The 23480-nt window shown below is 35.1% G+C and carries 21 protein-coding genes and 1 riboswitch; of the genes, 6 read left to right on the top strand and 15 right to left on the bottom strand.

The features are described from left to right. Positions 1–11: 11 nt before the first annotated feature. Both ribB and ribE read right to left on the bottom strand, forming a co-directional pair. Positions 12–626, bottom strand: a complete 615-nt coding sequence (ribB, locus tag CRO45_RS17850; RefSeq protein WP_097150987.1) for a 3,4-dihydroxy-2-butanone-4-phosphate synthase — start codon at positions 624–626, stop codon at positions 12–14. 15 nt (positions 627–641) lie between these two features. Continuing rightward, entirely contained in the window at positions 642–1280 is a 639-nt protein-coding gene (gene ribE, locus CRO45_RS17845) for a riboflavin synthase (protein WP_097151006.1), read from the bottom strand. Between the two features lie 304 nt (positions 1281–1584). After that, positions 1585–1716, bottom strand: a riboswitch (FMN riboswitch). 182 nt (positions 1717–1898) lie between these two features. Here ribE and rlmD point away from each other — a divergent pair. Then, positions 1899–3260, top strand: coding sequence for a 23S rRNA (uracil(1939)-C(5))-methyltransferase RlmD (gene rlmD / locus CRO45_RS17840; RefSeq protein ID WP_408057170.1), 1362 nt, complete (start codon positions 1899–1901; stop codon positions 3258–3260). Positions 3261–3701: 441 nt separating this feature from the next. Further along, a complete protein-coding gene (locus CRO45_RS17835; protein ID WP_097150985.1) occupies positions 3702–4964 on the top strand; it encodes an L-lactate MFS transporter in 1263 nt (420 codons plus the stop codon). 54 nt (positions 4965–5018) lie between these two features. On the opposite strand, the gene CRO45_RS17830 is transcribed toward CRO45_RS17835, so the two are convergent. Genes CRO45_RS17830 through CRO45_RS17820 form a run of 3 tightly spaced genes read right to left on the bottom strand, consistent with a single transcriptional unit; the run spans position 5019 to position 7344 of the window. Next, the gene (locus tag CRO45_RS17830) at positions 5019–5813 is read right to left on the bottom strand and encodes a CPBP family glutamic-type intramembrane protease (RefSeq protein ID WP_097150984.1); all 795 of its coding nucleotides are present in this window, start codon (positions 5811–5813) and stop codon (positions 5019–5021) included. Between the two features lie 16 nt (positions 5814–5829). Next, positions 5830–6936: a DUF1648 domain-containing protein gene (locus CRO45_RS17825; RefSeq protein WP_097150983.1), complete on the bottom strand. Its 1107-nt coding sequence runs from the start codon at positions 6934–6936 to the stop codon at positions 5830–5832. Between the two features lie 27 nt (positions 6937–6963). After that, a complete protein-coding gene (locus CRO45_RS17820; RefSeq protein WP_097150982.1) occupies positions 6964–7344 on the bottom strand; it encodes a GntR family transcriptional regulator in 381 nt (126 codons plus the stop codon). A gap of 411 nt (positions 7345–7755) precedes the next feature. Here CRO45_RS17820 and CRO45_RS17815 point away from each other — a divergent pair, with 411 nt between their 5' ends. Both CRO45_RS17815 and nspC read left to right on the top strand, forming a co-directional pair. Then, a complete protein-coding gene (locus tag CRO45_RS17815; protein WP_097150981.1) occupies positions 7756–8982 on the top strand; it encodes a saccharopine dehydrogenase family protein in 1227 nt (408 codons plus the stop codon). Further along, a complete protein-coding gene (gene nspC, locus CRO45_RS17810; protein WP_097150980.1) occupies positions 8983–10122 on the top strand; it encodes a carboxynorspermidine decarboxylase in 1140 nt (379 codons plus the stop codon). 83 nt (positions 10123–10205) lie between these two features. On the opposite strand, the gene CRO45_RS17805 is transcribed toward nspC, so the two are convergent. The 6 genes from CRO45_RS17805 to CRO45_RS17780 all read right to left on the bottom strand — a co-directional run bounded on the left by CRO45_RS17805 (position 10206) and on the right by CRO45_RS17780 (position 15977). Then, positions 10206–10454 (bottom strand): (2Fe-2S)-binding protein, encoded by a 249-nt coding sequence (locus tag CRO45_RS17805; protein ID WP_097150979.1) that lies wholly within the window; start codon positions 10452–10454, stop codon positions 10206–10208. Next, the gene (locus tag CRO45_RS17800) at positions 10451–11680 is read right to left on the bottom strand and encodes an NAD(P)/FAD-dependent oxidoreductase (protein ID WP_097150978.1); all 1230 of its coding nucleotides are present in this window, start codon (positions 11678–11680) and stop codon (positions 10451–10453) included. Before CRO45_RS17800 ends, CRO45_RS17805 begins: the two co-directional genes overlap by 4 nt. 2 nt (positions 11681–11682) lie before the next feature. Beyond that, on the bottom strand, positions 11683–11988 hold the full coding sequence (locus CRO45_RS17795) for a (2Fe-2S)-binding protein (RefSeq protein ID WP_097150977.1): 306 nt from the start codon (positions 11986–11988) through the stop codon (positions 11683–11685). Positions 11989–12021: 33 nt separating this feature from the next. Continuing rightward, on the bottom strand, positions 12022–13173 hold the full coding sequence (locus tag CRO45_RS17790) for an NAD(P)/FAD-dependent oxidoreductase (protein WP_097150976.1): 1152 nt from the start codon (positions 13171–13173) through the stop codon (positions 12022–12024). A gap of 40 nt (positions 13174–13213) precedes the next feature. After that, on the bottom strand, positions 13214–14653 hold the full coding sequence (locus CRO45_RS17785; protein ID WP_097150975.1) for a sodium:solute symporter family protein: 1440 nt from the start codon (positions 14651–14653) through the stop codon (positions 13214–13216). 127 nt (positions 14654–14780) lie between these two features. Continuing rightward, positions 14781–15977, bottom strand: a complete 1197-nt coding sequence (locus CRO45_RS17780; protein WP_097150974.1) for an MFS transporter — start codon at positions 15975–15977, stop codon at positions 14781–14783. 900 nt (positions 15978–16877) lie between these two features. Between CRO45_RS17780 and CRO45_RS17775 the strand changes: the two genes are divergently transcribed. Beyond that, the gene (locus CRO45_RS17775) at positions 16878–17075 is read left to right on the top strand and encodes an SE1561 family protein (protein WP_097150973.1); all 198 of its coding nucleotides are present in this window, start codon (positions 16878–16880) and stop codon (positions 17073–17075) included. Positions 17076–17216: 141 nt separating this feature from the next. After that, positions 17217–18767, top strand: coding sequence for a fumarate hydratase (locus tag CRO45_RS17770; RefSeq protein ID WP_097150972.1), 1551 nt, complete (start codon positions 17217–17219; stop codon positions 18765–18767). Between the two features lie 242 nt (positions 18768–19009). On the opposite strand, the gene CRO45_RS17765 is transcribed toward CRO45_RS17770, so the two are convergent. The 4 genes from CRO45_RS17765 to CRO45_RS17750 form a co-directional block, all read right to left on the bottom strand. Further along, a complete protein-coding gene (locus tag CRO45_RS17765; RefSeq protein ID WP_097150971.1) occupies positions 19010–21205 on the bottom strand; it encodes a YhgE/Pip domain-containing protein in 2196 nt (731 codons plus the stop codon). Between the two features lie 87 nt (positions 21206–21292). Then, complete coding sequence (locus tag CRO45_RS17760) at positions 21293–21868, bottom strand: TetR/AcrR family transcriptional regulator (RefSeq protein WP_097150970.1); 576 nt, start codon at positions 21866–21868, stop codon at positions 21293–21295. A gap of 177 nt (positions 21869–22045) precedes the next feature. Beyond that, on the bottom strand, positions 22046–22981 hold the full coding sequence (locus tag CRO45_RS17755) for a YihY/virulence factor BrkB family protein (RefSeq protein ID WP_235864655.1): 936 nt from the start codon (positions 22979–22981) through the stop codon (positions 22046–22048). 96 nt (positions 22982–23077) lie between these two features. Then, on the bottom strand, positions 23078–23401 hold the full coding sequence (locus CRO45_RS17750; protein ID WP_097150969.1) for a YtxH domain-containing protein: 324 nt from the start codon (positions 23399–23401) through the stop codon (positions 23078–23080). Positions 23402–23480: the final 79 nt, after the last annotated feature.

The raw sequence follows: 23480 nt of genomic DNA, 5'->3' as shown, positions 1-23480 counted from the left end.
TATGTCTCCTTTTATACTAAGTTTTCATTTCGTAAACGATACTGAACTAAATCAGCAATCGAAATTATTTTTAAATCGTGTTTTTTAGCGTATTCCAATAAACCATCTAGACGTAACATCGTGCCATCATCCGCCATAATTTCACAAATAACACCTGCTGGGAAACTTCCACAAAGTGTTGCTAAATCTACAGCTGCTTCTGTATGTCCTGGTCTTTCGATTACTCCATTCGGTTTTGCTACAAGCGGAAATACATGACCTGGTCTACGAAAATGTTCAGGTTTTGCACTTAGATTCATTAATTGTTGAATCGTAAATGAACGCTCATACGCACTAATTCCTGTTGTCGTTTCGATATGATCAATACTCACTGTAAATGCTGTTTGGTGATTATCTGTATTATTTTCTACCATTGAATTAAAGTGAAGTTGATTTGCTAACTCTTCTGTTATCGGTGTACAAATTAATCCTCGTCCATAAGTTGCCATGAAATTAATATTTTCCGGTGTTGCAAATTCAGCTAAAGCGACTAGATCGCCTTCATTTTCACGATTTTCATCATCTACAACTATTATTAACTTTCCTTGTTTTAAGTCTTCTATAGCATCTTTAATATTATCTAACACACAAGCCACCACCTTTTAGAATCCATGCTGTCTTAGAAAATCGAGCGTAATATTTGATTGATTTTCTTTATTTTTTATATGATGTTGTATATATTTACCAAGTAAATCTGTTTCAATATTTACTTGATCTCCGACTTTTTTCATTCCTAATATCGTCTCAGAGAAAGTATGTGGAATCAGTGAGATTGTTACACTTTGCTCCGTCACATTAAAAATCGTCAAACTTGTACCGTCTATTGTAATTGACCCTCTTGGAATGCAATTTTCAGCAAGTTCCTTTGATATGCCAATTTCAATATAAACCGCATTAGATACAGGTTTAATACCACGGATTATTCCTGATCCATCAACATGTCCTGAAACAAAATGTCCTCCAAATCGACCATTGGCTGCCATCGCTCGTTCTAAATTAACTGGATCACCAATTTTAAGTTGATGTATATTCGTAGCTTTTACAGTCTCTGGCATAACATCCACAGTCATTTGCTCATTTTGTAAATTGGTTATCGTTAGGCAAACACCATTAACCGAAATACTATCTCCTAGGTGGGCATCTGTTAATATTTTGGGACAATGTAGTGTAAGTTCCATGCTTGTTGAATCTTTTTTAATTGCAGTTACTTTTCCTATCTCTTCTATAATTCCCGTAAACATAACTTCACCTCTACTTAATTTTGTAAATTGGTGTTTAACGATTGACCGAAATACCATTGTCTCCCTTGCTTTTCTTTGTATTTACAAAAAAGCAAAATAAAAACCACTTAAGCATTGTTTGCCTAAGAGGTTTTGGGAGTTTATTAAATACTTGCATGACTAAAAAGCCTTTTTGAAATACATTCAAAAAGAGTTTTAAAACAAACAAAAGCCCACTTAAAAAAATTAAGTGGGAGTGTCCGTTACATGCTAAAATGCAATAAGAAATTAAACCATTAATAAATGATTAATAGCTTTTTACATTTACATCCTTCTCCCATCCAGACTTTAACTGTCGGCTTTGGATTCGCACCAAATCCTGCTCGAATAGAGCTCACGGGCTTAGAATTGCTTCATCACCGTCGATTGGGAATTTCACCCGACCCCGAAGGACAATAATATTCGATTGCTATTACAATATCACGAAATCGAAGTAAATGCGAGTATAAATACTTGAGTAATATTATACTTTTAATAATATTTGGAGAATTTTCTTCACTTGCTTTAGTCTATATTTCCGATATAAAGTAGAAGAAGTTCAAATGAAGGACGTGAAAAAGCTTGAGTAACAAAGTAATAATGGAAATTGGTCAAAAATTTCCTTTAACGATAAAACGATTAGGAATAAATGGTGAAGGTGTAGGCTTTTTCAAACGCAATGTTGTGTTTGTGAAAGGAGCTTTACCAGGTGAAGTAGTAACTGTAAAAGTTACGAACGTACAACGAAGCTTTGCAGAAGCAGAAGTCTTAAACATACGAACGACATCACCATATCGACAAGAACCAAGTTGTCCGGTATATGCAGAATGTGGAGGATGTCAACTTCAGCACTTAACATATGAAGGTCAATTAAAAGAAAAGCGTGACATGGTCGTTCAATCTCTGGAAAAATATGTGAAGCCAATTGCAGATTCACTAGATGTTCGACCAACAATTGGTATGGACGATCCTTGGCACTACCGAAATAAAAGCTCTTTCCAAGTTCGCAAAGAAGGAAAACGAGTATATGCCGGTCTATATGTAGAAGGGACAAATAAATTACTAAACATTAACGATTGTGCAGTTCAACATCCGCTTACATCAAAAATTACAGTTGGCACACGTAAAATTCTACAAAAATTAAATATCTCCATATATGACGGAAAATCTTTAAATGGTTTAGTTCGTACAATTGTTGTACGAACAGGTATTTCAACAGGTGAAACTCAAGTTTGTCTTGTGACAACTAGAAAAGAACTACCACATAAAGAGGAACTCATTGAAAGAATGTTAAAAATTGACCCTAGCATCGTGTCAATCACACAAAATGTGAATCGAGAAAAGACATCGCTTATTTTTGGTGATGAAACAATTACCTTATACGGGAAAGAAACAATACATGAAAAACTAGGTGAGCTTGCATTCGATCTTTCATCAAGAGCATTTTTCCAGCTTAACCCAGAGCAAACTGTCCATTTATATGATGAAATCAAAAAAGCTGCTGAACTGACAGGAAAAGAAACAGTCGTTGATGCATATTGTGGTGTGGGAACAATTGGATTATGGCTAGCTAAAGATGCAAAAGAAGTTCGAGGCATGGACGTTGTTCCTGAAAGTATTATCGATGCGAAGAAGAATGCTCGTAATCATGGATTTAAACACGCTAAATACTATACAGGTACTGCAGAAGAATGGCTTGAAAAATGGCGTCGCGAAGGTTTTGTTCCAGATGTGATCACAGTTGACCCTCCGCGCACAGGTCTTGCTCCTAGCTTTATTAAAACTGTGTTAAAAATAAAACCTAAACGTTTCGTATATACGTCTTGCAACCCTTCCACTTTTGCGAAGGATTTGGCTGAATTAACAAAACTATATACTGTTGAATACATTCAACCAGTAGATATGTTCCCTCAAACTGCAAGGGTAGAAATTGTTGCTAAGATGCATTTAAAAAATAAATAAATATCTAACAGGTGGAGATAAATTATACAATTTCATTTCCACCTTTTGTATTTTTATACATCTATAAAACGTGATTATAGTATAGTGTTTTACATTTATATCCAACACTTAAAATTATATTACTAGTAAATACTCTAGAAAAAATCATTATTTTTTACCTAAAACTTATTTTTTCTACTTTAGACCTATCCGCCCCTGTACCATTCTTCAAATAGTACAATGAAACACCGCTATACATAAGGTTTCGACCACCCTATTCACATACTGTTATAAAACAGTAAAACAGATATTTTCTCTTTCAATCTATAAAATTTCTATTTAAGGAAAGTATTTTTGCGAAAATTCTTGTTGCAATGTTATTTTGAAAAATGTTATGTTTTTATACAAGAATTATTCGCGAAAAATTCCAATGTTAGAAAATAAGGGGTTGAAAGAGAAACTATGAATAAAAATAGATGGTTAATTGCACTTTCAGCTATTGCTATTCATTTATCTATTGGTGGTGCATACGCATATAGCGTTTATAAAAATCCAATTACGGAGCAAATGGGATGGGGAACTACAGAAGTAACGATCGCATTTACGATAATGATGGGGTTAGCAGGATTTGCTGCAGCACTATTCGGTAGTTTGGTAGAGAAATTAGGGCCACGTAAATCAGCAATGGTCGCAGCTGTACTTTTTGGAGCTGGACAAGCAGGTTCAGGGATCGCAATTCTATCAGACTCTATAGTCCTTTATTGGTTAACATATGGGGTGTTAAGTGGTTTAGGTATGGGTATTGGTTACATCGCTCCAGTTTCAACTTTAGTAAAATGGTTCCCAGATCGCAGAGGGTTAGCAACTGGGATGGCAGTACTTGGTTTTGGATCAGGCGCACTACTTACAGCACCTGTTGCTACATATTTAATGGAAACTGTTAGTATTTCAAATACTTACTTCATTTTAGGTATTAGTTACTTTGTTTTAATGATAATTGGTGCTCTTTATATCGCACCGCCAGCTGTGAACACTTCAGTAGATAAGTACGCAAGTTCATCTAAGGGGATTCAACCACTTGGACAACTTTCTGCAAGAGAAGCTGTGAAAACTAAACATTTCTGGATGCTTTGGTCTATGCACTTGGTGAATGTAACAGCAGGTATTATGATGATTTCTGTAGCGTCTCCAATGGCTCAAGAAATTGTAGGGTTATCTGTGGCAGGAGCTGCAACAATGGTTGGTTTAATGGGCTTATTCAATGGAGGGGGCCGATTACTTTGGGCTGCCGCTTCAGATTATATCGGAAGACATAACGTATTCGTAATTTTCTTTGTCATTCAGTTAATTACTTTCGTTACACTTCCATTTACAACGAACGTCATTCTATTCCAATTATTCATTTTCCTTGTAGTTAGCTGTTATGGCGGAGGATTCTCAAATCTTCCTGCATTTGCAAGTGATTTATTTGGTACAAAACAACTTGGCGTTATTCACGGTTACTTATTAACGACTTGGTCTTTAGGTGGAATTTTCGGTCCAATTATCGTTACAACAATCCGTAATGCAACAAATAGTTACGTGCCTGTATTCTATTTATTCTCATTATTAATCGGTATTTCATTATGTATTTCATTGTGGATTCGCTTTGATGTAAGAAAATTAAAGAAACAACAACAAAAAGAGAACGCAACTCAAATCGGAGATGTTTCTACAATTTCATAAAAATAAAACATCCTACCTGCTATTAATCTAGTAAGTAGGATGTTTTTTAAAAATTTAATAGAAGATAGGGATGAAGACGATTTGTAACCAAATATGCGAAAACATATGGGCTACTATTGCATATTCCAAACCTTTTTTCCAATAAAGGTAACCAAAAAAGATTCCACCAATACCATTTAATAATAAACTTCGAACAATTAAGGTACTGTTCAATTCTCCAAAGTAAACTTCTGTTGCTGGTAAATGACCCACTGCAAATAGCACTGCTGCTAGAATGATAGCAAACCAGAAAAATGCAGGATTTAACGTACCAAAAGTTTTTCTTGTGATTATTAAGAAGATCCAAATAACTATACTCATAAACAACAATCTTAACAATACTTCCTCAAATACCCCACCGTATAAAGCACCTGCTGCTAAACCAATGAGGGAAAATTTTTGTTCAGTTTGAGCAATTGCCTCAATTTTGTATTGAAAGTAGAAATAATCCCCACCTGAAAGGGTAAACGCTGTAATAGCACCAAACACAATGGCTAATAGCATTCCCGCTTTATCGATAAGAATCTTTTCTTTATTAAAGAGAGCATCTAATATAGCAATAGAAAATCCAGCTTTACGAGCTACTTTTAACCCTATAAAAGCAAGAATTAAAGTTACGATTCCCACCTGAAGAGCACTAACTAACATTAGAATCGGAAAAGGCATTGTAATTGAAGCGATTGCTTTTTCAAATTCTGCAGGTAAAAGACTCTGTAATGCATTAAATGAGTAGGGGATTATTAACAATCCCCCGATAAAACAAATTACAGCTAACAATAAAGCAATCTTGAAGTCTAGTTTCAATTTCAAGGCAATCTCCCCTATATCAGTTTAAGAAAAACGAAACCAATAAGATAATTACAAGCGGAACTAAAACGATTAAATAGCCTAGCGGATTTGCAAAGTTTAAAGTGTATCCTATACCAAAACGCTTTTCTACAAAAATAGATGGATCGTTCTTATTGAAATACCATAGACCACCCTTCCAATAGCGATCTTCATCAATATCTGTAATGTCCCCCTCTATAATAGGTTCAATTTCTTTATCTGATCGCCCGACCTTAATGGAAAAGATAATCGTAGCGATTAAGACTAATGCTAAAAATCCAAATGGAATAATAAGTTGTAATGATGTTCCTTCAAACAAGTTCGGATGAATCGTTGATAGTTGGAAATAAGAAAACATGATTGTTACTGCGAAACTGACAAAGAACAATAACCAGCTTGAATATTTTCGCATACCAAGTTGTCGTCTTTTCGAAGCCAATGCATTCGTTGCACTTAATTTTATGCCAGACTTTTTTGTCCCTATATGAACGAATATAAACATTATTTGCATTAACAGTAGCATTCCGGGCATTTGCACTGCTGTAAATGGTGTTTTAGCCGTAAAGGCATCAGGTTCACCAGTTGGACCCCAATGTGTAGGGATTAGATCAGGCAATAAATGGTAATTCATTATCGTATATATCATTAAACCAATTGTGATGATCATCGGAAGTAAAAACACAAACCACGGTAGCATTTCATCTTGAGAGCGGATAGATAAATCCGTTACCTTCACCTGCTTTAAATTTTCCGTCCATTTATTTACCTGTTTAAGTTGTTTAATTTTCCCGTGAAAATAAAAATATAAAGACAAGCTAATAATAATGATTCCAAATTCAATAAATGTACCAACAATAATAATCTGTTCTTCAGTTAGTTGATTATTAGCTGCCCATCCAATATATGCTGCTAAGGCGATCAGCCCTACAACTATTGTGAATATTGAATACTGTTTTTTATATTGTGTAAGTTTGGTGTCTCGAAGATATTGCTCTGGAATCGTCACACCAAATACTACAGTTCTCTTCACTAAATAAGGAACTACCGTTTGCACAATTACAAGAAATAAAATTATAACCGCACTTATTACTAATGAAACTGACATTGAACGTCCTCCTTCTTTGTTGTTTTTTTAATTTTTTTCTTTAAGTTCAACTATAATTGATTTCACTAATTGTTGAATATCCTCTTCTGTCATACCAAACACCATTGCCTCTGCAATATGCGGCTTTACATCTTCCTTCAGTTTTTGATATGTTACATCATCGATTCCTTCGTGTTTAATAATGACTGCACCTGATTTAGGAACAATTTGAATAATTCCCTTTTTCTCAAGCTCATGATAACTTTTATTCACAGTGTGCATATTAACACCAAGGTCTGCAGCAAAAGATCTAACAGAAGGTAATGAATCCCCCGGCTTAATATGGCCACGAGCAATTCCCTCAATAATTTGATTCGTTAGTTGTGTATAAATTGGTATATCTGTATCAGGCTCAATCTGAATCATCATATTTAGACTCTCCAATCTGTTTGTTTCTTTGTATCTGTTCTATATTCATTATAACAAATGTGTTCTATATTGACTAGAACAAAATTCTTGTTTCTTGTATTTTTATGGTTATCGGACAGTTTTCAGAGTTTATTGGACACTTTGTTTGGAATATCGGACACTATTTTGGATTTATCGGACATATTTCCATCTCGAATCAATAAATGAAACATAATTTCATTCATTTGGTTTAACCTATAATTTCGTAGGGATAATAGAAAGTGAACAACTAGTAGAAAATGTTCTACATTTCATGTAATATTTTGAAAAAAAGTCATTGATACGAAAAAGTAAATTCTGTATAATCTGTTTTATTGTGCGAATATTTGTAGCACATAATATAGACGATCTCATTAAGGAGGTAATAAGGAATTGGGTAAAGCATTGATTATTGGTGCTGGCGGTGTAGCTAGTGTAGTCGTGCACAAATGTGTACAAAATTCAGAAGTGTTCGAGGAGATTATGATCGCTAGTCGAACGAAGTCAAAATGTGACGCTTTAAAAGAAAAATTAGACGGCGGTAAAACAATTATCCATACAGCTCAAGTAGATGCGGATAATGTGGACGAACTAATTGAATTAATCAATGGATTTAAACCAGATGTGGTAATTAACGTAGCTTTACCATATCAAGACTTAACAATTATGGATGCATGTTTAGCAACAGGTGTTCACTACGTAGATACTGCAAACTACGAGCCACCTGAAACAGCTAAGTTTGAATATAAATGGCAATGGGCATATAAAGAAAAATTCGAAAAAGCTGGTCTTACTGCACTATTAGGTAGCGGATTTGACCCAGGTGTAACAGGTGTATTCAGTGCATACGCACTAAAACACTATTTCGATGAAATCCACTATATCGATATTTTAGATGCGAATGCGGGTGACCACGGGTATCCTTTCGCTACAAACTTCAACCCAGAAATTAATATTCGTGAAATTACAGCGAATGGCCGTTACTGGAAAGAAGGAGAATGGGTTGAAACTGAACCTTTAGAATACAAAGAGGTATATAACTTCCCTGAAATTGGACCTAAAGATATGTACCTTCTATACCACGAAGAATTAGAATCTTTAGCAAAAAACATTACGGGAATTAAACAAATCCGCTTCTGGATGACGTTCTCCCAAAAATATATCACTCACTTAAATGTTTTAGAAAATGTTGGTATGACATCCATTGAGCCTATCGAATTCGAAGGTAAAATGATTCAACCATTACAATTCTTAAAAGCAGTATTACCAGATCCAGCTTCTCTTGGGCCACGTACAAAAGGGAAAACAAATATCGGTGTTATTGCACGCGGTATTAAAGACGGCGAAGAAAAAACGTACTATGTATATAACGTTTGTGACCATGAAGAATGTTATCGCGAAGTTGGTTCACAAGCAATTTCTTACACAACAGGTGTACCAGCTATGATTGGTGCAATGCTTGTAATGAACGGTACTTGGCAAAAACCTGGTGTATATAATGTAGAAGAGTTCGATCCAGATCCATTCATGGAAGCATTAAACAAATGGGGTCTACCATGGCAAGAAAGCTTCAATCCTGAACTAATCGACCTTGATCTTGAAAAAGAAGAGGCTAAATAAATGAAACAAATCGATTGGACACAAGTGCCTTCACCTAGCTATATTGTAGACGAGCGCTTGCTTAAACGTAATTTAGAAATTTTAAAATCTGTTCAAGATCGAACTGGTTGCGATATTTTATTAGCATTAAAGGGATTTTCGATGTTTTCAACTTTCCCAATGGTAAATCAATATCTAAAAGGGATCACATCTAGCTCATTATTCGAGGCACGCTTAGGGTACGAAGAGTTTGGAAAAGAAGTGCATGCATACGCACCTGCATATGCAGAGCATGAAATTGATGAGTATTTAAAATACGTAGATCATATTGTATTTAACTCATTTGATCAATTAAATAAATACAAAGAAAAAGTCCAAAGTTTAGATAAACACGTTTCTATTGGATTACGTGTAAACCCGGGATACTCTGAAGTTGAAACAGAATTATATGATCCTTGTGCGCTAAACTCTCGCTTAGGTATTCCATTTGACCAATTCCGTCCCGACGAATTAGACGGTGTTGAAGGAATTCATTTCCATGCGATGTGTGAGCAAAACTCTGATGTTTTAGAACGTATCCTTCCTCACTTTGAGGAAAAGTACGGTCCTTACCTACATCAAATGAAGTGGGTAAACTTTGGTGGTGGCCACCATATTACTCGCCCAGATTATGATGTGGATAAGTTAGTTAACTTAATTAACTATATTAAAGAGAAATATGATGTACATGTCATTTTAGAGCCAGGTGAAGCGATTGCTTTAAATACTGGTTACCTAGTAACAACAGTTCTAGATGTTGTGAAAAATGGTATGGATATCGCGATTTTAGATAGTTCTGCAACATGTCATATGCCAGACGTTCTAGAAATGCCATATCGCCCACAAATTATCGGTGCAAGTACACCAAACGATAAAGCACATACATATCGTTTAGGTGGAATGACTTGTCTGGCTGGAGATGTGATCGGGGATTACTCTTTCGATCAACCATTAAAGGCAGGAGACAAAGTTGTCTTCACTGATATGGCCCATTACACAATGGTGAAAAACCATATGTTTAATGGTGTCAACTTACCAAGCATTTGCTTATATAACGAAGAAGAGGGCGTTAAAGTCGTTCGCAGCTTCAGTTATGAAGATTATCGAAATAGATTGTCTTAAGGTTGTACCAGGTACACAAACAATTCTGACAATTCAATACAATTTAGGCTCTACTCGATTTTGTCGGTAGAGCCTTCTCTTTTTTATAAATCCCTCAATAGTACCGGTCGAATAGGGGATTGAATTTTTGAAGTTCGGTCTATTGGGTTTGAACCTAATTTATTAATTAGCACTTCTCTAATTACAGGTTGACATGTTCTACCTTGGCAATAACCCATTCCAACTCTGCAACGTTTTTTTATTCCTTGAACTGAATTTGCACCATCTTCAATTGAAGCTAGAATTTCGTGTAAACGAACCCCTTCACAACGACAAATGATTATATCGCTCAATTAACAACGCCCCTTACTCCCTGAAACTCTTCCCATTTGTCTTTCATAATTTGTCTTCCTATTTTAATTTCAGGATAGAATTGTAATGGTGATTCAATTCTAGCTACTTCAACAGATTCAAAGGCCTCTATAACCTCATCTTGCTCCACTAATTGAAGATCATATAACAAACTTAAAGCAGCAAGTTTACCTTGGGCCATCGCTACTTTTGCACCCTCTATACCAGTTATATTACCGGCTACATACACACCATCAATCGTCGTTTTTAAAAATTGGTTATGTAAAGGGACAATACCGCCCAATTTCGGAATGTCTACCATCTCGCAGTTAACTAACTGTGAACTATCAACTAAAGGTAATAAACCTCCTGACAAGCAAACAGTATTAACATAAAGGGTCTTTTCTTGATCTCGGTTTATTTGACCTTTTACTGAGAGTTTCTTTATCGTTACACTTTCAACTTTCCGTTTCCCATTTATTTCCGTAACTGCCTTTCTTAAATAAATAGGAATTCCATTAATTTTTATTAAATTAAACTTCAACATACTCAGTACTAAATTTGATATTTTTCCTTTTACAAATTTCCCGAAAATCCGAAATAGTTTATTTGGTGCTAAATTAGATGCTAAAGCTAGGGTTTCTAACGTTATTTTTGGGTTACTCTTCTCACTAACTAGCATTGAAGGAGCCGGTAAAAACATTCCTAGCACATTAATACCTGCATGTTTCATTTCTAATGCAACAGAAATTGAAAGTGGGTCAATTCCAACAAAAACTACATTACTTCCTACTTTCACATTATGAAGATTCGTAAATGTCTGGGCTGCTCCGACACTTATTGCCCCTACTTTAGTCCACCCTTTAACTGGTAAAGCTTTTTCTATAGCTCCGGTAGCTAATATAATTGCTTTAGTATGAATTTCTTTTACAGTAGTATCCGTTATATAAACTATAAATTGTTCTTCAATCTTCCAGGCAGTTGTTTCACATAGAATAGTGACACCTAGCGCAACTGCTTCCTCCGTTAATTTTGATGCGATTACTTTACCATCCCAAAGATTATTTTCCTTTGGAAGATTTGGATCTTCATATAGTTGACCTAACAGGCGGCCTCCAGGTTTGTAGTATTCATCTATGACGACTACCTTAAGACCTCGTTTTGCAAGTTCAATTGAAGATACTATACCTGCTGGACCTGCTCCTACTATTAATACATCCACATCCATCTTTATTCAGCTCCATAGCTAATGTCTGTATCACTCGAGACGATCATACCTTCTTCTATTAAAGTTAAACATGTTCGTTTGCTTGGAATCCCATTGACAGTAGCCCTACATTCGTAGCAATGTCCGATTCCACAATAGATTCCTCTTGGCTCACCAGTAACTTCACAATGTCTAATTGTATAAATACCATTAGACATTAAAGCAACCGCTATAGGTTGTCCCCTAACACCTGTAACAGTTATATCATTAAAGATGAAACTGACTTTATCTGATTTCAGGTCTTTATATGGTATTTCTTTCCTTTTCATTACGATTCTCCTAAAGAAATAATACAAACTACTTTAAATTTTCATATTCGCAAATCGTTGAATACTAAAAGGTTCCATATCAAAATCTGTATTTTGTCCACAGATGATCTCTGCCATTAATTTTCCTGTTATTGGTGCTAAAGCTATTCCATCTCCCTCATGCCCTGCAGCTATAAATAAACCTTCCACACTAGGAATCTCACCTAAAATAGGTAAATTGTCTGGAGTAAATGGCCTTAGACCAGAAAACGTCCTAATTAAATTGACATTTTTTAAAAAAGGAAAAGCTTGTACGGCCCTTTTTGCAATTTCTCTAATTACTGTACTATTTGTTGAACTGTCAAAACCGACGAATTCACGAGATCCACCGATTAACAGAGTTCCACTCTTCGTCTGTCCAATTGCCAACCCAATCCCATAAGGGTTATCATTACCTTTTTGTAGCTTTGATGCAATATAAGAACCGCTTAAAATATTGCAATCTATTACTTTCGGTAATCGTTCTGTTACTAGAATCTCACCTTTCCTCGGAACAATTGGTACATCAATGTTAATGGATTGAAGTAGGCTTTTTGTCCAAACACCTGTACAAACTACAACGCCATCTGCATAGAAGTTCTCATTATTCGCTTTTACTCCGACAACACGACCATTTTCAATTAGAAATCCTTGAACGATATAATTTAATTCCATCTTTGCATTTCTTTTTTGGGCAGCCCTTGCAAAAGCAAAGGCTGTCCCCATAGGATTTATTTCCGCATCTTCTGACCACCAAGTTGAAGCAATGATACTTTTGGAAAGTAAAGGAACTTTTTCTCTCGCATCTTCCCCACTAATAATGGAGACATCTAATCCAGCCTGATTTTGCCTTTCTACCATTTCTTGAATGACTTCTAGTTCAAATTCATTTTCAATTAAAATCATTCCTCCACCTTTTCGGTACTCCAGATCTTCTTCCAATTCTAATTCAAGGGTCTTGTACATTTCTGCGCTTTTTAAAGCTAAATCTAAAGTTGGTCCTGGTTTTTTAGACTGGATCATAATAGCTCGATCACAAGAACCAGAGGAACCTGCAGCAATATCTTTTGACTCAAACAATGTAACATCTACTTCATTTTTTGAAAGGTAATAGGCGATTGAAGTTCCTATAATTCCTCCACCGATGACTATCACTTTTTGTTTCAACTTGCCGGCCTCCTAATTACTCACATAAACTATTATGTTATTAAGCTTTTGCCACTTCGTTAGCGTTAATTTCATTCGGATCTTTTTTGTTCGGTAATATTAAAGAAACGATAATTGTTAAAAGTGCTGAAACTAATACTCCCCATAAAATTCCGAATACAACTGATACTACAGCTCCAGATACTAAGCCGATTCTTCCACCCCAAACGGAAACTCTACTGTTTTGATAACCCATTTCAAATTGTTCGCCTTTTCTAGTTTTCCAAAGTAAACCAACGATTAATACCGGTACAACCCCACCACCTGTCATCGTGTAGGCAAAGGCGAATAAGCTAATAATCGATTGAGAATATAATGCTGCCAAAATTGAAAATACACCAACTACGACTACTAGCCATTTCGATAAAGAAACTAATGCTTTATCCTTCATTCCTGGTTTAAATGGCATCACTAAGTCATTTACAATTACAACCGCTGCTGAATGTAATTGAGAAGACGCACTTGAAATCGCAGCTAAGAAAATTAGAATAAAGAACAACACAGCTGCAAATTGAGACATTTCACTCATAATTAACCATGAAATAGCATTTGCAGATTCCACATCCGGATTTAAAGCCTTTATAACCATCCCCGAAATAGAAGCTAATGCCGTAAATCCAATTGCAAAGAATCCACTATAAAGCATTGCACGACTCGCAGCTTTTGGATTTTTAGCAGCAAAACTACGTTGCCAGTATACTTGTGCTGCCAAAATACCAAAACATCCTGTGACAAACAATGTAAGAACTTCAAAGAATGAAATATTTAACGTTGTTAGTTCTGCTGCACCAACATCTGATAGCATTTGCGTAAGTTTTCCATAACTAAAATCAATTTTTCCAAACACAACGTAGTAAAACCATATAGCAAGAATTGTTAGTCCTGCACCTTGTATTAAATCAGTCCATACAACCGAATACATTCCGCCGATCATTGTATAAGCGATGAATACCGCCGAGAAGAAGAAAATTAATGGCATTGGATCCATCCCGGTAAATGTCCCAAATAGAGCTCCCATTCCTTTTGCTTGACCGCCAATCCATGCAATCATAATTGCAGAAGTGAGTATACCGATCAATGCCCTTGATACTTTGTCCCGAAGAATTAAATCATTTAGCAATTCCCCAATACTCTTATAAGTAAATCTAGCTGCAAACCCTGCAAACAATAATGCAAAAATAATTTTCGATCCTTGTTCCCCAACGATAAAGACAATATTGGCAACCCCTGTCTCAAACCCTTTAGATGAATGACCAATAAAGTTCCCGACACCCATAATTGTCGCAATGTCAGTAAATAGAATTAGAAAGAATGGAAGAGTCCCACCTGCAATAGCAAATTGCATAAAGCTTTCACTAGATTTCTTCCTAAAAACAAGGGACATAATAATGAATCCCGCACTCAAAACAATCGTCACGACCCAGGTCCAAGTAACTAACATAAAATCCCCCCCATACAAAGTTTTCTAACACCTTATGTGAATATTCAGAAAATTATGTTGTTGTATGTGTACCTGTCACCCAAACAATTCTGACAATTGTAGACAATTTAAAAAAGGTAGGAAGCAATTACTTTGCCTCACTACCTTTTGTTTCTGCAATATTGGTTTCTTTACTAAAGATTATTAAAATAATAAAAATAATTAATAATACAGAAGACATGAAAATTAAAAAACTAATCCCTTCGACAACTTGTAAATATAAGCCACCAACAAATGGTCCAAGTAGGCTTCCTAAACTGAAAAATATTCCACACAACAGATTCCCTGTAGGAAGTAATTCTTTAGGTGTTAAATCTGCCATATAAGTTATACCTAATGAGAATATGGATCCAAGGAACATTCCACAAGTTAAAAATACAAATGCTACTAAAATTTCCGAGTCTTCAAGGAAACTTCCAACTCCAAAACCTATAGTTCCTACAAAAATACTTATTAAAATTACTTTTCTTCTTCCAATACGATCACCAAGTAGACCAAGTGGTACCTGGGTAATTATTCCGCCAATTGAAAAGGATGAAATAATAATCGACACCATTGTTAGATCAAAATCCATACGTAATGCGTATACAGGGAATAATGCGTTCAAAGAAGTTTCTAGAGCACCATAAGCAAAAGGTGGTAAAAATGCAAACCACGCATATTTAAAGCTTAACTTATATCTTGTAAAGCTATTTGATTGCTTCGCATCACCTGCAAGAACTGCAGGGTGCTCATTGTGGATAAAAAATACAAGCGACCATGCCATTAAACATAAAATAGATGAAACGATAAATGGCAATGACTCAGAGATTCTTAGAAGTGGTGTCATTAATGGGCCAACAGCAAACCCTACTCCAAAGGACAATCCGTAAATTGCCATACTCTTTCCTAACTTTCCTTGTGGAGCTGAGCTTGTTAGCCAAGTTTGCGTAGCGAAATGCAAACAATGATCGCCAATCCCAATTAATAATCTCAAAACAAACCAGAAAACGACATGTTTCCATAGTGGAAACATTAAAAGAGATACAAAGACAATTGCTCCACCAACAATGATAATTGGTTTATATCCAAATTTTCGTAATGGTTGTTCGACAAATGGGGAAATTAATAACGTACCTATGTATAAACCCGTTGCATTTAATCCATTTAATGTGGTAGAAACTCCATCTGTCTCAAAAATAATTGAGATAAGGGGTAGTAACATCCCTTGGGAAAATCCTGAGATACCTACAATAATAACCAACGTTAAAAACCAACGTCGATCGTGTCTTACTACAGTGTTCATGCATGTCCTCCGCACATATGTTATGTTCCTTAATTATGTTAACATACCGAGTACGGAATTCCTTATTTTCCGACAATATTTCGTTTATATCCATTTTAAAATTTATCGTTATTTTAACTTTTGAAATTCGTTCATTGACGTATTTCATATACGACATAACTAAAATTATGTGTAATTGCGCTTAATTCTGAATATGTCGTATGTCATTTTCGGATTATAAAGAATTGAGCATTTATTTAGCATGGCTATTCGTTCTATTATTTAACTTATGAATTTTACAATTCTAGAACCTTAATCGCCAATTTAATTAACTTATTCGCCATTCCGTAGTTAATATTCTCCAGAACTTAAAGGTTATTCGCCACCTGTTAGAGTTCATGAGTTCATTGCAACTTTTATTCGCCAATTAGGTAGACTTATCCGCCATTTTTGCACATGTTATTGGTCGAAACTACAAAGATATTCGCCACTTACTAGCGTTATAGTATCCACTAAGCATTTAATCGCCACCAACAAAGACTTATTGGCCAAAATATCAGTTTATTTGCCACGAACAAAATTTAAAAATCTCCACAAAAAAACCCTAGCAATGAATCAATCATTCACTAGGGTTACATCATAATTATCTCCATCATAAAGTTAAACTAAAAATTCAGCATACACAGATAGCCGAATACTGTTTAAACTCCCTCCCTTTCGATTTAGAGTGAGCATCTTCATCTTTTCTTCGACCATCTCCTTCGTTATATTTGTAATTACTTTAACACATTATCTTAATTTTGTAAATATTCTGATAATAAATAATTTCAAAATTATTGATTGTTATTTAATTACTTATTCTTCTGAAACAATTGTACATGCTATAATTAACGATGTGAAAAAATTGAATGAGGTGTATCCATGTCCAACTCCATAACAGATAAAGATCAGCAAATTAGCTATCTAAAAGAACGTCTTCATATGTTTTTGGAAGTATTAGAATCAATTGATCCAGAAACAACAAGCCTTGAAGATATTGATCGATTAATTCAAATGATTACCGATGTTGAAGAAAAAATAGAAATTTTCAATAACCGGGAAAAATTACTAGACCAATAATACGAACAACAGAATCTTAAACAGGTTCTGTTGTTTTTATTTTACTTACATATAAAACTACGAGTCTTTTTTTAATAGATTTAAAAGGGTATAATGAACATGGTATTACATTTTTTCTAACTATTTAGGGGGAATAGATCAATGTCGCAAGTTGCAACTTCTTATTTACAGACTTTAGAAAAAAGTCTTTATGATTTAGTGAGTGAAACATCTACAAACTTACCTACTGATGTTCGTCGCGCAATTAAAAAAGCAAAAGAGGCTGAAAATGCTGGTACTCGTGCTGCAATGAGCTTAGACACTATTACTAACAATATCGTTATGGCTGAAGATAATGTATCTCCAATTTGCCAAGATACAGGCTTACCTACTTTTAAAGTAAAAACTCCAATTGGCGTAAACCAATTAGAAATTAAAGCTGTAATTAAAAATGCCATCGTACAAGCTACTAAAGATGCAAAATTACGTCCGAACTCTGTAGACTCTTTAACTGGTAAAAACAGTGGAGATAACTTAGGTGAAGGCGTTCCTGTTATTAAGTTTGAACAATGGGAAAACGATTACATTGAAGTGAAGCTAATCCTTAAAGGTGGCGGCTGTGAAAATAAAAACATCCAGTACAGCTTACCTACTGAATTAGAAGGTCTTGGTCGTGCAGGTCGTGACTTAGATGGTATTCGTAAATGTATCCTTCACTCTGTATGGCAAGCACAAGGGCAAGGCTGTTCTGCAGGTTTCATCGGAGTAGGAATTGGAGGAGATCGTTCTTCTGGCTATGACCTAGCAAAAGAACAATTATTCCGTTCTGTTGATGACGTAAACCCAAATGAAGACCTTGCAAAATTAGAAGAATATATTGTTGAAAAATCAAACACATTCGGTGTTGGTACAATGGGCTTCGGTGGTGAAGCAACATTACTAGGCTGTAAAATTGGTGTGATGGACCGTATCCCAGCTTCATTCTACGTATCGGTAGCTTATAACTGTTGGGCTTACCGTCGTATGGCAATAGATATCGATGCAACGACTGGTGAAATTAAAAAATGGCATTATCAAGACGGTGAAAGAGTTACTTTCCGTGATGAGCCAAAAACTGAAACAAATTCAGATAGTAAAGTTGTAGAACTTAAAGCTCCTATTACAGAAGAGCAAATTCGTGAGTTAAAAGTTGGGGATGTTGTTAAAATCAGTGGACGTATGTACACTGGCCGTGACGCAATCCACCATCACTTAATGAGCAATGATGCTCCAGTTGATTTAAATGGACACATTATTTACCACTGTGGTCCTGTAATGGCAAAAGATGAAGAGGGTAACTGGACTGTTAAAGCTGCTGGTCCAACTACATCTATTCGTGAGGAGCCATACCAAGGCGATATTATGAAAAAATTCGGTATCCGCGCTGTTATTGGTAAAGGCGGAATGGGACCAAAAACACTTGCTGCACTTAAAGAACATGGCGGTGTTTACTTAAATGCTATCGGTGGAGCTGCTCAATACTATGCTGACTGTATTAAATCAGTAGATGGCGTAGATTTAATGGAATTTGGTATTCCAGAAGCAATGTGGCATTTAACTGTGGAAGACTTCACAGCAGTTGTAACAATGGATTCACACGGTAATTCATTACATGCAGACGTTGAGAAATCTTCATTAGAAAAACTCTCTCAATACAAAGAGCGTGTATTCTAATTTATAAAGTAAGATTTTTTTTTGACAGAGACTGTAATTTACTCGTAAGAAATTTAATTTCTTACGAGTTTTTTTATAATCTCCGAAGGATTTATTCCAGGGAATACGTCAGATTACGTGACACTATAAAGAGAAGTGAAGATAAAATGAAAAAAACCGAACTATTACGAAACACTGATATAGAGTTTCGTTAAATAGTTCAGCTTGCTTCTTAAGCGATTAAAGACATATGTCCTTAGCTCTTATGCTTGTTGTTCAACATTAGCTTGTCTAGAGTAACGTTTTTTAACTAGCAATGTGAAATAACCTAAAGATATTGCTAAACATGCCACTGCATAAATACCTAAAATTGACCAGTTATATATTAAGAATGATGTATCGCCAGTTGAAATTGCCGCTTTAAATGCTTGTACTGAGAATGTCATCGGTAAGAAAGCATTAAAGATGTGCAATTGACTAGGAACTAATTCTAATGGGAATGTACCTGCACTAGTTGTTAATTGTAAAATTAAAATCAGTATTGCAATGAATCGTCCAGGGTCACCCAAAACAGATACTAATAGCTGAATCAATGCTAAGAATGTAAAGCTAGTAAGAATACTTGTGCCCATGAATAACGGTAAATTGTTGACTTCTAAGCCTAATGCACCAATTACAACTATTGCTGTAATTACTGCTTGGATAATACCAATTACCGCCAATACTGATACTTTACTAATAAACCACTTAAATCCACTAGTTGGACGAATTGCTGGTTCCACTAATGGGAACACAATGGAAACTACTAATGCCCCAACAAATAAGCCCAAAGAGATAAAATATGGTGCAAAACCGGTACCATAGTTTGGAACATGATTTACAGAAGTTTTCTCCACTTCCACCGGTGCAGCCATCATATCGTAATTATCATCGGATACATTAATGTCTACATTTCCACTAGCTTCCGAAAGTTTTCCTGATAACGTTGATGTACCATTTGCTAATTCTTTTGAACCGTCAACTAATAATGTAGATCCTTCAGCAAGCTCACCTGTTTTTTCTGAAAGTAAAGTTGTACCATCTGAAATTTGATTTGTTCCATCTACTAATTGGCTAATACCAGATGTTAAGTCATTAGCACCTGCTACTGCACTATCAGCACCTGATGCTAATTGTTGTAATCCGCTAGCTAGTTTTGCATTTCCATCAGCTAGTTTTGTCACACCTGATACTAACGCGTTTGAATTATTCATCAATTGCTCAATACCTAAAGAAACTTGTAAATGACCTTCAGTTAAATTTATTGCACCTTGTGATAGGGCTGCGATGTTATCATCAATATCAACCGTACCTTCTTTTAGTTGACCTAATCCATTACTAACTTGCGAACTACCCGCTTGAATTTGAGCCAATGTTTGTAATAGTTCTTGTTTATTCGCCTCTGGCAAGTTTGCTAGTACCGGTTGTAGCGCTGTAGTAAGCTGTTCAATCCCACTTGTGACCCCTTCAGAACCTTCAGCTAGAGATGCAATTTTGTCGTCCATATTTTCAGTTCCATTAGCTAGTAATTGTAAATTTGTAGCTAATTCTTGACCACCAGCAGTAACTGATTTTTGTCCCTCTGACAGCTGTGCCACTCCATTTGTATAATCTGTTACACCTTGTTGTAATTGTTTGGAACCTTCACTTGCTGCATTTGCACCATCCATTAAAGGAGATGTACCGTTTTGAAGTTGCTTAATACCATCTAACAACTGAGATGAGCCAATTGCAGCTGATTGCATACCGTCTTGTAAAGTGTTAGAGCCATCAGAAAGCTCAATTGAACTTGCAGCCAATTGTTCTAAATAACCATGTAACTCTTCTGCACCATCAGTAACTTTTTGAGCTCCGTCATCGATTTTTCCCGCGCCATCTGCAGCCTCTATTACTCCATCACCTAATTCAGTAATTGATGTAAATAGTTTTTCAGCATATGTTTTTGAAACTTGCGTATTTACCTCTGACTTCACTCGTTCCATTGCTGTATCACCGATTTGTGCACCTAAGAAGTTATACCCTTCGTTTGGAATGTACTCAATCGTTAACTTCTCTGGATTTTCATCAAGTAAAGTTGTGGCATGTTGTGAAAAGTTCTCAGGAATTTTTATTAAAATATAATATTCCTGATTCTTTAATTGTTCATCTGCTTTATTTGCATCAACTTCTATAAAATGAAATTGTTCACTATCTATAAGTTTTTTTGTTACCTCATCACCAAGTGCAAGTTGCTCTCCTTCCATTGTTGCGCCAGTATCTTCGTTAAGTATGGCAACGGGCATGCTATTTAAGTTTGCATATGGGTCCCAAAATGCCCACAGGAACATGCCACTATATAATACCGGAATAAATAAAATAGCGATTACTGAAATGAGCATTTTTCTCGTATTAAAAATTTTCAACCATTCTGCCTTTAACAAAATATCATCTCCCTAAAACTAAATGACCAATTTTGTCATTTGGTCACATTATTGGATAAAAAATTTGTTTTCCTATAGAAAACAAATTTAAGGTGCTATGGCAAGCCCTCGAAATATCGTTTCTTTAAAAAGCCCCAAAATTTCCTCTTCTTGAAGCGCTTCTTCATGAGTTAGTTGCCAATCAACAACCATCGCTAAATAAGATTTTAATAATAAATAACCAACAAGCTGAGTATTACATGGTCGTATTTCGTTCTTATTAATCCCTATTTGAATACGTTTGCCTATATAAGTAACAATCTCTTCTTCAATTTTCACGAGCATCTGTTTTACAGCTGGAGTTTGCATAGCCTTTTCTTCTTCGATTAACTTTGCGAACAATAAATGCTGTTCTCTAAATTGAAGCATCTTCATTAACCCATTGTGAGCATTTTCGATAAAACTCACATCAGACGATATCGTTTGGTCTGCCTCAGCTTTCATGTCACGAATCATTGAAATAACAACTTCTTGCAAAAGTTCTTCCTTATTCGTAAAAAAATTATAGATTGTTCCTTTTCCAACGTTCGAAATTTTCGCTACTTGCTCCATAGTTGTAGCTTTATATCCAAACATGGAAAATGACTTTGCCGCACCGAGTAAAATTTCTTGTCTACGATCCACAAGTATCCCTCCAAAAGTGACCAAAATCCAAGTACGGTCAACCAGTCATTATTATATATAAATAAATTATAATTGCAACTACTAATAACTTACATTTGTAAATCATTATAGATTATTAGTTGCTGCCAATTGGATAAAAAAACAACTTTCGCAAGGAATCCCTTTACGAAAGCTGTTTTAACTTAGTCTCTTTTTTCTCCTCATTGCCAACCTTCGACTTTGGAATGTTGCATTTAACAACCCTCCAAAAATTAAGATCATTCCAGTAAAGTACAGCCAAAGCATTAAAACAATTACACTTGCAATACTTCCATAAGTAGAAAAAATATTACCAAAGTTATTAATGTAATATGAAAAAGCATAAATTAAAACAACCCATGCAACTGACGAAAAAATTGCTCCAGGTAGGACACTTAAAATTTTTAAACGTGGATCTGTATTCGGTATTATCCAGTAAATTAATAAAAGCACAATAAATATGAGTAAAGGAGGAAGTATCCACTGAACATACATCCATATTGTAATAAATGACTTTTCAAACCCTAAATAGTCGAATAATTGATAACCATATCTTAATCCAATAATTGGTAAAGTTAGAGCGATTAATATAATAATCACTAAAGCAATTGTAAATACAATGGACCACCCACGGACTATAATTCCTATTTTTGGTTTCGTATCATAAGCTTCATTTAGTGCTTTTATTAGTGCATTAACACCTCTTGACGCTGACCACATCGTGCCTATAATACTTAATGATAGTATTCCGCCATTGTTATTACTCGTTAAAATATCAACAAGAGTTCCTTGAGTTAATAAAAACACTTCTGTAGGAACAACACTTTGCATAAAATCAAAAACGTGTTCTTGATTTAAATTTAATAAAGGAAGTAAAGCGACTAAAAAAATCAAAAGTGGAAAAAAAGATAGTAAAAAGAAGTATGCTAATTGAGCGCCTAATCCTGAAACGTCAACAGCATACATACGTAACAACAAATCCTGTACCAATCCCTTAGATGTTGTAATATCAACTTTTGACTTTTCAGGAAAAAGGAAAGAGAAGATAAAGTTTAGACCTTTTTTATTTGGTACTTTTTTGTCTTCACTTACCAAAAAGCTCACTTCCTTTCACTAATACATCACGAATAGTGACAAAAGATGCATTGATGATTTTCTTATACGGAAATAAAAATAATCCGCCAATGTTATTTAGTTAATTGGGTTTGTAAAAGTTGTTTTTGTTTCTTCCACTATATCTTGAACTGCAACCGGAATTTCTGATACTTCGGTAATTTTATCTTTAATAAAACTTACATTATCTTGTGTTGTCTCATAAAGCTTCTGAACTTGTTGAACTTTTTGTTCAATCATTTGTTGTAGTTCATCGCGATGTGCCGCATAATATTGGACAGTTTCAGATGCCTTTTTTATGTTATTCATCGTATGTTCTCTTGTTTTTCGGTCCAACATACTTAAAGCAGCACCAATAATAGCACCAGCAAGCATTGATTTTAATAATTTACTTTGACTCATATTTATAATACCTCCTAGTTTTGAAAGGGAAATCCTCAATTTGGGTATAAACCTTTGTATTTCCATTTTAATGAATGTT

This window comes from Ureibacillus acetophenoni (assembly GCF_900220965.1).
Taxonomy (GTDB): domain Bacteria; phylum Bacillota; class Bacilli; order Bacillales_A; family Planococcaceae; genus Ureibacillus; species Ureibacillus acetophenoni.
This window is presented reverse-complemented; position numbering and strand designations above follow the sequence as displayed.

What these genes read in the sequence shown, in the direction of transcription:
- CRO45_RS17820 (WP_097150982.1), bottom strand. Translation starts at nt 7,344, where the DNA reads ATGATGATTCAGATTGAGCCTGATACAGATATACCAATTTATACACAA.
- CRO45_RS17785 (WP_097150975.1), bottom strand. Translation starts at nt 14,653, where the DNA reads ATGTTAGTTACTTGGACCTGGGTCGTGACGATTGTTTTGAGTGCGGGA.
- CRO45_RS17825 (WP_097150983.1), bottom strand. Translation starts at nt 6,936, where the DNA reads ATGTCAGTTTCATTAGTAATAAGTGCGGTTATAATTTTATTTCTTGTA.
- rlmD (WP_408057170.1), top strand. Translation starts at nt 1,899, where the DNA reads ATGGAAATTGGTCAAAAATTTCCTTTAACGATAAAACGATTAGGAATA.
- CRO45_RS17750 (WP_097150969.1), bottom strand. Translation starts at nt 23,401, where the DNA reads ATGAGTCAAAGTAAATTATTAAAATCAATGCTTGCTGGTGCTATTATT.
- CRO45_RS17800 (WP_097150978.1), bottom strand. Translation starts at nt 11,680, where the DNA reads ATGGATGTGGATGTATTAATAGTAGGAGCAGGTCCAGCAGGTATAGTA.
- CRO45_RS17835 (WP_097150985.1), top strand. Translation starts at nt 3,702, where the DNA reads ATGAATAAAAATAGATGGTTAATTGCACTTTCAGCTATTGCTATTCAT.
- CRO45_RS17780 (WP_097150974.1), bottom strand. Translation starts at nt 15,977, where the DNA reads ATGAACACTGTAGTAAGACACGATCGACGTTGGTTTTTAACGTTGGTT.
- ribE (WP_097151006.1), bottom strand. Translation starts at nt 1,280, where the DNA reads ATGTTTACGGGAATTATAGAAGAGATAGGAAAAGTAACTGCAATTAAA.
- nspC (WP_097150980.1), top strand. Translation starts at nt 8,983, where the DNA reads ATGAAACAAATCGATTGGACACAAGTGCCTTCACCTAGCTATATTGTA.
- CRO45_RS17775 (WP_097150973.1), top strand. Translation starts at nt 16,878, where the DNA reads ATGTCCAACTCCATAACAGATAAAGATCAGCAAATTAGCTATCTAAAA.
- CRO45_RS17795 (WP_097150977.1), bottom strand. Translation starts at nt 11,988, where the DNA reads ATGAAAAGGAAAGAAATACCATATAAAGACCTGAAATCAGATAAAGTC.
- CRO45_RS17770 (WP_097150972.1), top strand. Translation starts at nt 17,217, where the DNA reads ATGTCGCAAGTTGCAACTTCTTATTTACAGACTTTAGAAAAAAGTCTT.